Source organism: Thermostichus sp. MS-CIW-41 (genome assembly GCF_054058915.1).
This window is the reverse complement of record NZ_JBSSBO010000066.1, coordinates 1-11,735: the sequence shown is the minus strand read 5'-3', so window position 1 is coordinate 11,735 and position 11,735 is coordinate 1. Positions and strand designations below refer to the sequence as shown.

The window sequence follows — 11,735 nt, the reverse complement described above, 5'->3', positions numbered from 1 at the left end:
CTTCTGCCATTTGTTTTCATCTAAAAAAACCAACTTCATCCTCTTTCCTCTATAAATTGTTCTCTCTATCCTAACATAAGATCAACACGACCTAGCTCCCTCCTTCCCCCTGGACCCAACGCGGGAGCGCTACTCCATGTACCTAGCCAAGGTGCATCTATTACCCTGGCTCTATTGGAACCGCATGCTCAAGGGCAAAAAGTTTGAGGCAGACATCTTCAAGCCCATCAACAAGTTGGTGCATCGCTACTAAGGCTCTTGGATCCCTCGCCCCTGACCCCTCTCCTCTGGGAGAGGGGAGTTTTTTTAGAGGCAGGCTTTTAGCCTTTTCAGCATCGGCAGCGCCGTGCGCAGGCCGCCTGAGTATTCGCGGAACAGCCCACCGGCAGGTGATTTTTGGCCCTTCCAAGCCGGCTGTAAGCTCCCCAACCCCAGCCACTCACCCTTTTTCGCAAGCAGAACCAAGTCTGACTGCCTCTAGATTGTCCTGGGAATTACTGAGGAAGATCGCGGACAAAGCTACAAAATATTTCTTAGTATCAATGTTTTTTGAGATGTAAGGCTTTGCCGCATAACTTTCCCCTAGTCTCCGTAAAGACCGGATAGGCTAAGTGTGAAAGTCTCATCTAAGGATGTTATCATATGTCCGACGAAGAAGAGCTAGGGTATCTCATCAAGAGGCGAAATGAAATTATAGAGCAGCAGAGAAATATCCAAGCCATTATTCAGGCTCCAAGGAATTGGCGAAAACGGGATATTTTGCGTCAAGCAAAAGAGTGGGGCTGGGAAATTGTTCAGCGACGTGCCAGACATAGCACGCAGGCTGTTCGGGGTGATTTAAGAATTCCTATTCCCGGACACGGCGGCGGAGATACTTTGAAAGTAGGATTAGCTCACAAAGTCTTATCCGAACTAGCAGAGCCTGTACTCAGAGAGCTGCAGCTTCAAGAGCAAGAGTACAGCGACCTACTTATTAGCTTTCCAGCGAATAGAGGTGTTAGCTTTAGGGTTGAGGCGGATTTACTAACTAAGCAGATTGAGTTTCTGGAAGAGCAGAACCAAAAACTTGAATTTAAAATAGTCGAGACTGAGGAAGCAGCTCTTAGTTTGCTCACCGAGAAAGAACTTGAGAATCAGCGGCTAGCCAACAGAATGAGAGAGCTTGTGGAAGAGCAGCTTCAAGCGCAAGAAGTTCTCGGTCATGCTATCGTAGCTCTGAAGCAGCTCAAGCATCTCTTCGACCAGCTTCAGAATGCGGTAAACCAAATTCCCATCCTATGGGTTAAGAGCTTATTGCAAAGTTACCTGAACAACATCAAGTCTGTTTTTGAAACCAACTTGCTCTCTGCCGGTTCTAGAAAGTTGCTTCAGGAGAAAGAACAGGAGTCTTATCAAGGGAAGTTGCCTCAGGAGAACAACCATGGGTCTCATCGAGAGTCTTGAAACGGCAATCGCGACCTCGCGGCGCAACTATGCTGAGCTTGTTAGCTTGACAGACCAACTCATCACCGAGCAACAGCAGCAAGGTCAACGAAATTGGCTGCGGCTGAATGCCAAGCCCTGGACCGTAGCGACTCTTAAAAAAACCTTTGCTTCCTTTGCAGCAGCTCGAGCTTACTTTGGCAAATGTTATGGCTTAAAGGCAAGAGGGTGGAAAACTTTAGCAGAGCAGGTCAATACCGTTGAGACGGCATTGATTCACTTGGGTCTAGCTATTCGCGAAAACCCACAAGAAAAGAGCATCTCCCCTTTCAAGAATTGATGGCTACCCATTTTAGTCATTTCAAGCCAGGTTTTTTAGAAACAGGCTTTTAGCTTTTTCAGCACCACTCGATCCAGCGTCAGCAGCGCCGAGCGCAAGCCACCCGAGTAGCCCCAAAAAAAGCCGACAGGCAGATGTCCTGGCGGTGCATCCAGGCTGGTTTTGAGCTCGCCGTACCCCAGCCAGCGACCTTGGATCCGCCAACCCACGGCTTCCCCCATACACTCTTCGCGGGGCAAGGCGGAGAAGGATCGCGATCTGCCTATTGAGGTTCCTCCGGGGTCGCATCCTTGCCACAGTTGCTTTTGAACGCTAAAGCCAAAGCGCCCATGGCTGGCCCGCACCCACAGTTGGTCAATCAGCCGCAGCATGGGGCAGGGGAAGGCCTGAACATCCTTGGGATCAAAAAAGCCCACTTGCGAGCGCCCAGCAAGCTTCAGCATCAGGGCTGTCGTCCAGCGATCCGCCTCCCCCCACTGCCCCGCTCGCAGCCGATCCCACAGACCTTGCAAGGCAGGGGCTGCTTCCCCCACCCACTCTGGCCAAGAGAGAGTTCCGGGCAGGGATCCCCCCTTCCCTCTCTCCTCTGGACAGACATCAGGAAAAATCAGGGATCCGGATCCCTCTTCTCTTCCAGCTTTTTTGGCAGTGGCAGGGGTGGGAGGTGCCACCAGTTGCTCTAGCTCTTCCGCCGAGTGCCGGGACAGGAGCTGTTCCAGCTCGTCTTGGGGTTCTGGAGGCTGGGCCAAGATCTGCTCCAGCTCCCTCAGCTCTTGGGTGTGGATGGCCGGCTCAAAAGCAACCCGCTTTCTCTCTTCTTGAGAGGCTTCTGCCGGCAACAGTGCCAACCATTCGGCCATGGTTTGCGGGCGCTCTTCTGGGTGGAGAGCCATCCCTTTGAGAATGGCAGCCTCCACAACCTCGGGAATGTTGGGGTTAAGGCTGCGAGGGGTATCCAACTGGCGGCCTGTGGCCCGCACTGGCGCACACATAGGCACCATCCCCGTCAGCGCCGTGTAGAGGGTTGCTGCCAAGGCGTAGACATCGGTGAAGGCGCCGCGGCGGCGCAAGCTGTCGTATTGCTCTAGAGGAGCATAGCCATCGGTGCCGTAGGAGGTGTGGCGTTGGATCAGACCTTGGGTGTAGCCGCGAGCTAGGCCAAAGTCGATCAAAACTGCCTGCCCGGATCCCTCCCGCACCATGATGTTGGATGGCTTCACATCCCGATGCAGGATCCCCTGTTCGTGCAAGGCCATCAGGGCAGATCCCACCTCCCGCGTCAGGCGCAGGGCTTCCGGCAGGGGCAACGGCCCTTTTTGCCGCAGAAGCTGGTGCAGAGTCTGGCCGCGGATGTACTCCATCACAATACACCAGCGCTCCTGCTCCCAGATCACTTCTTCCACCTTCACCACATGGGGATGGTGGCAGCGGGCCAGTTGCAGCGCCTCGTTCATGAAGTTCTGCTGGAAGCGGGGATAGTCGGGATCCTCACGAAGGCTGTCGTTCAAAACTTTGATAACCACCTGGTCGGCACGAACGCTATCCCAGGCCCGGTAGGTGATGCCGAAGCCCCCCTCCCCCAAAACGGCCTCGATGCGGTAGCGTCCCCCTTGCAATTGTTCACCAACTGCCCAAGCCATATCTGGATCCCTGCCCCTACTGCCATTCTGTCACAGGGATCAGAGAGTTGCTGGCCTATGGAGCCCCCTAGAAGTCCGAGGGCAGCACTCCAGTTTTCACCTGGAAGGTGCGTGCCTGTCCATCGCGGATGACCCGCAGCGTCAGCGTATTGCCCACCCCAGCGGCTTCCACCAACTGCTGCACCTGCTCGGCATCGCGGATGGCCTGCCCATTGATTTCAGTGATCACATCCCCCTCCCGCAAGCCAATCTCCTCAGCCGGGGATCCCGAAATCACCTGCCCGATCAAGACCCCTTCTTCCACTGTCAGCGTGGTGGGACGAGCGGGGTCGCGGTTGAGGCGCGCCACAATGTCAGGGTTGAGGGTGATCATGCGAATGCCCAAGAAGGCGTGCTCTACCCGACCGTCACGGATCAGTTGCTCGGCAATGTCCATGGCGCGGTTGATGGGGATGGAAAAGCCGACGCTCTGAGCTCGCTGGAAGATGGCCGTATTCACCCCAATCACGCGGCCTTCCGCATCCAGCAGTGGGCCACCCGAGTTGCCGGGGTTAATGGCCGCATCCGTTTGCAGGAAAGTCACCCGCTTGTTGACAGCCCCAATTTGCCCGGAGGAGCGCCCGACGGCGCTGATGATCCCGGCAGTCACGGTATTGTCTAGGCCCAGCGGGTTGCCAATGGCGATGGCCCAATCCCCTGGTCGCACCAAGTCAGAGTTACCCAGGGTAACCGTGGGCAGATTCTCCCCCTCAATCTTGATCACCGCGATATCGGTAACCGGGTCTGAGCCCTTCACCTCCCCTTCAAAGGTGCGCCCATCCAGCAGGTGAACCCTGACCCGCTCGCTGCCTTCCACCACATGGGCGTTGGTGAGGATCAGGCCACTGGCGTCGATGATAAACCCCGATCCGGTGCCTTCTTGCCGAAACTCCTGCGGCAACTGCGGTATTTGATTTCCAAAGAAGCGGCGAAACGGGGGCTGGTTGAACAGTTCTGGGTTGACCCCCCTCGACACGGTGCGGGTGGCATCGATGCGCACCACCGCTGGGCCGACCTTTTGGGCAACGGCGGCAATAAAATTAGAAGGCCGGACGGCATCGGCGGGAGGAGCAGAATTCGCAGCCTCAGGGTGGGGCTCAGACCAGGGCAAAAGGGATCCCACTCCCTCACCGGCCCGTTGCGTCCAAGTGATCAGGGGAGTTTGCTGTAACCACTCCTGCCCCGATCGAGACGATAGCCAGACCCCACCCGCGACGCCTCCACCAAACAGAGCCATCGCCAAAAGTGTGTGCCGTAGAATCCGCGCCATGCTCCCTCCCAAAGCTAAGCCGTATCGCCAAGACTCAAAAGGCGTGAACCCGCTCCCCCGACTTACGCCATCAAGACCCAGTTCACTCCTGGTCTATTCTATCTATTCCTACTCTTTACTTTTGGATGTTCGGGGTATGTGTGCTTACCCTAGCAAATCTTGCGGACAGAGGCAGTGCTCGAAATGCCCAAAATGATCGGGGATCCGAGTATGCTCCATTCCTCCGAGCCGCAAGGGTGGGATCTGTGGCAGCGCCACCGCGCCTGGATGCAGTTGGCCTTGCGAGAAGCTGAGCAAGCGGGAGAAGCCGGAGAGGTTCCGGTGGCAGCTCTGGTGGTCGGGCCAGGGGAAGAGCTGTTGGCCCTGAGCAGTAACCGGCGGGAACGGGATCGGGATCCCACGGCCCATGCGGAGATTCTGGCCCTACGGCAGGCAGGGCAGCGCTTGGGCGATTGGCAGCTGCAGGGCTGTCGGCTGTATGTGACCCTGGAGCCCTGCCCCATGTGTGCGGGGGCAATCAGCCAATCGCGGCTGGCCCAGGTAATCTACGGCGCCGATGATCCCAAGGCCGGAGCACTGCGCAGCGTGCTCAATTTGCCAGCTTCTGCCGCCAGCTTCCATTGCCCGGAGGTCATCGGCGGAGTCTGCGAGGCCGAGTGTCGCCGCCTATTGCAGCAGTGGTTTTGCCACCGGCGCGGGATCCCGCGCACAACCTGAGGAAGAAATTGGGGGCAAAAAGAACGGGCTGGGGTCGTGCATCCGCCAGAGGTTTTTGATACTGTCATATCGGGTTCGGCTGGTCCTCACTCGCGTCCTGCACCAGCCCCAAAAAAGGCTGTCCGAGGGGCGGTGGCTGCCTGAGGTGTTGAGGTTGGTTATGTCCAGATTCTGAGAACCCGACTTGTCCGGGATCACTCGCCGGCTGTGATACTCTTTCCCAGAGGATTGGTGTGTGACTATTACCCTCTCCTTCTCTCCTCCGCCATCAGCCTCGATTAGAGGTATTGCCCTTCTGGTTTGGGCTTGGCTGTGCTTAACTTTTCCGGTGCAGGCACGGGTGCTGCTGCGGGTAGGTATTGCCGTCAACAAGCCCCAGGTCACCGTCGGCAGCTCTACCGGAGCCCGCCTATTGAATGCCCAGGGACAGCCGCTGGCAGAGGTGCAGGCCATGCAACCGCTGCAGGCCAGCCGTTCGGGTTCAGCAGTCAGTTTGGCCGGCCAACAGGGAGAACGTCTTTACCTACAGCCCACCACCTCCGATGGGTTAGTGTTTATCGACCAGAATTGGTACCGTGGCTTGGTGGAGTTGATCCCCGGCGAGCGCGGGGTAATTGCCATCAACCAAGTTGGCTTGGAGGACTACGTTTCCAGCGTAGTGGGCAGCGAGATGGGACACCGTTTTCCCATGGAGGCTCTTAAAGCCCAAGCCGTGGCCTCCCGCACCTATGCCCTCTACCACCGCAGTCGCCGTTCCCAGCAGCCTTTTGACTTAGGAAACGGGATTGATTGGCAGGTTTACAAGGGAGTGGCTGCCGAATCCAGCCGTACCCAAGCGGCTGCCCGTGAGACCGCCGGGCAGGTTCTCATCTACCAGGGGCAGTTGATCAATGCGGTTTTCCACTCCTCTGCGGGGGGACATACGGATGATGCAGGCAACGTCTGGTTAGAGTCGCGGCCCTACTTACAGGGGGTGCCCGATTTCGATCACCACTCACCCGTGTTTAGCTGGACGGCCACCGTTCCTGCCCAACAGATTCAGCAATTGGCTGCCGGGATCGGTGCCATTCGTTCTGTGGAGGTACTGCGCAGCTCCCCGTGGGGACGGGCAATCACGGTGCGCTTGACGGGATCCCAAGGGATCAAAGATCTCAATGCCGGCGATTTTCGTCGGGCTCTAGGGTTGCGCAGCACAAAGATTGCCATTAGCCCGCGCGGGGAGGCCACCACTACGGCCAGCCTGGCTCCTGTGGCAGGGACATTCCCAGCTTTCTTTGAGATTCATGGGCGGGGCTACGGGCACGGGGTGGGCATGAGCCAGTGGGGAGCTGCCGCCCTGGCCAGCCAAAACTACTCTTACCAACAGATCCTCAGCCACTACTACCGCAACACCAGTCTGGCAGTGGTGGAAGGACGTTAAGGCTCAACTTCAAAGAGAAGCCAACAAAATAATCGATTGGTAGCAAAAGTAGCTGCAGTTTTTAAGAGCTTATGGAAAGCAGCATTTTAATTGAACCGGAGGGGTTTCCCAAGGGTTCGTTGGGGTTCTGTAGATTTTGTTAACTTTGAGTTAACTCTAATGTTGCACCATCTCTTACGATAGACGGGCAGCTTCTAGACGGGCAGCTTCTGCCGGAATCGAAAGCTGGCCTGCCTGCGACCCCTGTTTTTGAAGGCTCCGCGCTGCTGTGGCAAGATCGGGAGAAGCCCTGGAAAATTTGGGTTACGTCCCCTGAAGATTTTGTAGAGATCTTGAATTCCCCCCTCAGAATCCTCAGGATCGGCTCAATAATAATTGAGATACGTTTACCAAGATCGACCTCTACCTCTTCTTTTTCGAGCCCATAACTTTAACCCCAGGTATCTGTCCTATGTCCATTGCCACCTTAGCTCCTGCTTTTCCCGAACGTTGTCCGGTGCTGCCGGAAGCGCTCACGCCCCTGTGCGAGATCGCCCGTAACTATTGGTGGACCTGGAACCCGGATCACCTCACCATTTTCCGGGAAATGGATCCCGCCCTGTGGGAAAAAACCTCCCACAACCCGGTGCGCATGCTGGAGGAGGTTTCCTACTTGCGGTTGGCAGCCTTGGCCACCGATGTGAACTACCTCAACACGTTGAACCGGATGGTGCAGTCCTATCGGCAGTACATGGCGGCTGAGGATACCTGGGCCAAGCGCACCATGAAAACCTACGACTGGCAGCGTCCCATCGCCTATTTCTGTGCCGAATACGGCTTGCACGAGTCTTTGCCCACCTACTCTGGCGGGCTGGGTATGTTGGCTGCCGATCACCTCAAGTCGGCTTCAGATTTGGGGGTGCCCCTGGTGGCCGTCGGATTGCTCTACCGTCAGGGCTATTTCCAGCAGCGCCTGGACAACAATGGCTGGCAGGGAGAGCTTTATGAAGACTCTGAGTTTGAGTCTCTGCCGTTGACTTTGGTGCGTCAGCCGGATGGCAGCCCTCTGTTGGTGGAAGTGGCGATGCGGCAGCGGTTGGTGAAGGCGCGTGCCTGGCGAGCAGACGTGGGCCGGGTGCCGCTCTTTCTGCTGGACACCGACCTGCCGGAGAACGACCCCATCGACCGCTGGATTACCGCCCACCTCTACGGGGGCAGCACCGATACCCGCATCGCCCAAGAGTGCATTCTAGGCATCGGTGGGGTGCGTCTGCTGCGCCAGTTGGGTTTGGATCCCATGGTCTATCACATGAATGAAGGGCACGCTGCTTTCCTAACGCTGGAGTTGCTGCGGGAGGAGGTGGCGCGGGGCACCCCCTTCGAGACGGCGGAGGCCAAGGTGCGGGAAAAATGTGTGTTTACTACCCATACACCGGTGCCGGCTGGCCACGATGCCTTTAGCCCCAATGAGATGGATGCGTTCTTTGCCTCCTTCTGGCCTCAACTGGGCCTGACGCGGGAACAATTTTTGGCCTTGGGAGCTCGGCGCACCGGGGATCCCTGGGAGCACTTTAACATGACGGTGCTGGCTTTGCGGTACGCGCGGGCAGCCAATGGCGTAAGCAAGCTCCACGGACGGGTTTCTCGCGAAATGTGGCATGTGCTCTACCCCGAGCGATCGGTGGATGAGGTGCCCATCAGCTCCATTACCAATGGGGTTCACGCCCGTACCTGGGTTTCCCCTCTTTTTTGGAACCTCTACGACCAGTACTTGGGCCCCGATTGGCCGGAGCGGGTGTCAGACCCGGAACTGTGGGCCAAGGTGGAAGAGATCCCAGATGAAGAACTGTGGCGGCGCAAAGAGGCTCTGCGGGAGCGGCTGGTGTCTTTTACCCGTCACCGGGTGTTGCGGGCCCGGCGCAATCGCGGCGAAAGCAATGAGCGCATCCAAGCGGTCAACCAGTTGCTGGATCCCAAGGTCTTGACGATTGGGTTTGCCCGTCGCTTCAGCACCTACAAGCGAGGAGATTTGATCCTGCGAAATCTGGAGCGAATTACCCGCATCTTCACCAACAAAGAGTACCCTGTGCAAATTATCTTTGCCGGCAAGGCCCATCCCCGGGACGAAGGGGGCAAGCGCCTGATTCAGCGGGTGGTGGAATGGTCCAACCGGCCTGAGGTGGCCAACCGGGTCGCCTTCATCGAAAACTACGATGCCTATGTCGCTCGCAATTTGGTGCAGGGGGTCGATGTGTGGCTGAACAACCCGCGACGCCCTCTGGAGGCCTCCGGCACCTCAGGACAAAAGGTGGGCTTCAGCGGGGGATTGAATTTGTCGGTGCTGGATGGGTGGTGGCCCGAAGGTTACAACGGTCGCAATGGCTGGGCTATTGGCCAAGAAATCGAAGGTCTGGATCCCGCTGCCCAAGACGACTTGGACGCCAACTCCCTCTACGATTTGTTGGAGTATGAAGTAATCCCCATGTTCTACGACCGGGATGAGAAAGGGATCCCACGTCGTTGGATTGCCCGCATGAAGGAGGCGATCCGCACCCTCAACCCCGTTTTCAACACCGACCGCATGGTAGCGGAGTACGTGCTGAAAATCTACGAGCCTCAGCCCCTGGAAGCAGAGGCGAGCCGGACTTTGTTGGGTTCGGCTGTTGCCGGCTAGGGTGGACTCCCCCTCTCCCAGCGCAAATCATACAAAACATTGGGATCCCCCCTCCTCAATGAGGAAAAGCGGGGATCCCGGGTTTGCGCTTGGGGAAAAGAGACTAGGCGCTGGCGTTGACGGCCATAGGCAGAGTCAGCGGTTCTGGCTCCTCTTCGGGGGGCAACATCACCACCTCAGAGTTGTCGATGATGGCCTGCAGCTCTTCCCCATCGATGGTTTCGGCCTCCACCAAACGACGGGCGATCCGATCCAAGAGGGCACGGTTTTCCCGAATCAAGTAGGTGGCCCGTTGGTAGGCCTCGTTCACCAGCCGCCGCACCTCTTCGTCAATGAGGGCCGCTGTTTCCTCCGAGAAATCCCGTTCTGCGGCGATCTCCCGGCCCAGGAAAATGTTGGCGTATTGGCGGCCCAGGGCCACATTGCCCAGTCGGTCGCTCATGCCAAAGCGGGTCACCATGTTGCGGGCGATGCGGGCCACCTGCTGCAGGTCACTGGCTGCCCCTGTGGTGATCTCCGACTCTCCATAGACCACTTCTTCGGCCACGCGCCCACCCAAGGCAACGGTCATCATGTTCTTCAGATGGGCACGGGTGGTGAGCCCCATGTCGTCATCGCTGGGCATGAACCAAGTGAGACCACCTGCTTGTCCCCGGGGGATGATCGTCACTTTTTGGATGGGATCGTAGTTGGGCAAGAGGGATCCCACCAGGGCATGGCCCGCCTCGTGGTAGGCCACCAACTCCTTGCGCCGCTCGCTCATCAGCCGATCCTTCTTCTCTGGGCCGGCCAACACCCGATCCACCGCGTCGTTGATCTCGTCCATGGAGATCTCGGTGAGGTTGCGGCGGGCTGCCAGAATGGCTGCTTCGTTCAGGAGGTTGGCCAAATCGGCACCGGTAAACCCAGGAGTACGGCGGGCCAACTTCTCCAGATCCACATCGGCAGACAGGGTTTTGCCGCGGGCATGCACCTTGAGGATTTCTAGCCGGCCCTGAAAATCGGGGCGATCCACCGTAACTTGGCGATCGAACCGGCCAGGCCGTAGCAGCGCTGCATCCAGCACATCCGGTCGGTTGGTGGCCGCAATGACGATGATGCCGGAGTTGCCCTCAAAACCGTCCATCTCGGTGAGCAACTGGTTCAGGGTCTGCTCCCGTTCGTCGTTGCCACCTCCCAAGCCAGCTCCCCGCTGGCGACCGACCGCATCAATTTCGTCGATGAAGACGATGCAGGGAGCATTTTGCTTGGCTTGCTCGAACAGGTCCCGTACCCGCGAGGCCCCCACCCCGACAAACATCTCCACAAACTCGGAGCCGGAAATGGAGAAAAAGGGCACACCCGCCTCTCCGGCTACGGCGCGGGCCAACAGGGTCTTACCTGTGCCGGGCGGGCCCACCAGCAATACCCCGCGGGGAATCTTGGCTCCCAAAGCGGTGAAGCGCTCTGAATTTTTCAGGAAATCCACCACTTCTGCCAGCTCCAGCTTGGCCTGATCGATGCCGGCCACATCGTTGAAGGTAATTTGGGTTTTCGGCTCCATCTGCACCCGTGCCCTGGATTTGCCGAAGTTGAGAGCTTGGCTGCCTGGGCCATTTTGAGCCCGCCGCAGCAGGAAAAAGAGCCCCAGCAAGAGCAAAACCGGCAGGAAGAAGGTGCTGAGAATGCGCCCAAGTAGCCCCTCCTCTTGAACAGGGCGTACCGCCAGCTCCACCCCGTTGGCAACCAGGGTGTTCTCAAACTCAGGGGTAAGGGGGGGCAGATTCACCTGCACTTGGGTGGCGCGGTTGTTGATTTCTGCCTCGGCGATGGCAACCTGGCGACCATCCGGGGCCGTCTCCACCAAAACTTTGCTGACCTCGCCCCGTTCGACGCGGCTGATTAGGTCGGAGTAGCTGATCTCCAAACGCTCAGCCGGGCGGGTACCCAAGAAGGTGGTGGCTAAAGAGATCAAGACGATGGCCAGTAGCGCATATAACCCCGCGCTTCTCCATTTCTTGTTTTTACCTTTCTGACTCACGGAAGTGTTTCCTCCCAAAGGGTGTTTTTGAATCGAACTCGCAGATGGCGACTTGTGGGTAACAATCTGGGGTCGAGTGGGTTCTTGCAGCAACAGACTGTTAATTAATATTAACCTGAGTAAACTACCCGGCTCCGACCGCTAAGCGGTACGGAGCGGGCTTTCAGTAGCCCTGAGCCTGCTCTGCTCTACCAGAGAACAAAACAGGCCCGAA

At 57.6% G+C, this 11,735-nt stretch carries 8 protein-coding genes and 1 pseudogene; 6 read left to right on the top strand and 3 right to left on the bottom strand.

All coding sequences use genetic code 11. The annotated features are described in order from the left end of the window. Nucleotides 1-100: 100 nt before the first annotated feature. The 3 genes and pseudogenes from ACVWXE_RS13515 to ACVWXE_RS13505 form a co-directional block, all read left to right on the top strand. A pseudogene (locus ACVWXE_RS13515) lies at nucleotides 101-253 on the top strand (NAD(P)/FAD-dependent oxidoreductase); the annotation flags it as partial. Nucleotides 254-642: 389 nt separating this feature from the next. Continuing rightward, nucleotides 643-1,443 (top strand): hypothetical protein, encoded by an 801-nt coding sequence (locus ACVWXE_RS13510; protein WP_041436241.1) that lies wholly within the window; start codon nucleotides 643-645, stop codon nucleotides 1,441-1,443. After that, entirely contained in the window at nucleotides 1,421-1,762 is a 342-nt protein-coding gene (locus ACVWXE_RS13505; protein ID WP_414331053.1) for a hypothetical protein, read from the top strand. The genes ACVWXE_RS13510 and ACVWXE_RS13505 overlap by 23 nt, the downstream gene beginning before the upstream one ends. 35 nt (nucleotides 1,763-1,797) lie before the next feature. Here the strand turns inward: ACVWXE_RS13505 and ACVWXE_RS13500 are convergent, their stop codons facing one another. After that, complete coding sequence (locus tag ACVWXE_RS13500) at nucleotides 1,798-3,402, bottom strand: serine/threonine-protein kinase (protein ID WP_457490560.1); 1,605 nt, start codon at nucleotides 3,400-3,402, stop codon at nucleotides 1,798-1,800. 67 nt (nucleotides 3,403-3,469) lie between these two features. Continuing rightward, nucleotides 3,470-4,711: an HhoA/HhoB/HtrA family serine endopeptidase gene (locus ACVWXE_RS13495; protein ID WP_457490559.1), complete on the bottom strand. Its 1,242-nt coding sequence runs from the start codon at nucleotides 4,709-4,711 to the stop codon at nucleotides 3,470-3,472. Between the two features lie 210 nt (nucleotides 4,712-4,921). Between ACVWXE_RS13495 and ACVWXE_RS13490 the strand changes: the two genes are divergently transcribed. The 3 genes from ACVWXE_RS13490 to glgP all read left to right on the top strand — a co-directional run bounded on the left by ACVWXE_RS13490 (nucleotide 4,922) and on the right by glgP (nucleotide 9,501). Then, nucleotides 4,922-5,428, top strand: a complete 507-nt coding sequence (locus ACVWXE_RS13490; protein ID WP_457490558.1) for a nucleoside deaminase — start codon at nucleotides 4,922-4,924, stop codon at nucleotides 5,426-5,428. Between the two features lie 235 nt (nucleotides 5,429-5,663). After that, nucleotides 5,664-6,848, top strand: a complete 1,185-nt coding sequence (locus ACVWXE_RS13485; protein WP_457490557.1) for a SpoIID/LytB domain-containing protein — start codon at nucleotides 5,664-5,666, stop codon at nucleotides 6,846-6,848. A 451-nt stretch (nucleotides 6,849-7,299) separates the two neighbouring features. Further along, complete coding sequence (gene glgP / locus ACVWXE_RS13480; protein ID WP_457490556.1) at nucleotides 7,300-9,501, top strand: alpha-glucan family phosphorylase; 2,202 nt, start codon at nucleotides 7,300-7,302, stop codon at nucleotides 9,499-9,501. A gap of 103 nt (nucleotides 9,502-9,604) precedes the next feature. Here glgP and ftsH read toward each other — a convergent pair whose 3' ends face one another. Beyond that, entirely contained in the window at nucleotides 9,605-11,521 is a 1,917-nt protein-coding gene (gene ftsH, locus ACVWXE_RS13475; protein WP_414381381.1) for an ATP-dependent zinc metalloprotease FtsH, read from the bottom strand. Nucleotides 11,522-11,735 lie beyond the last annotated feature (214 nt).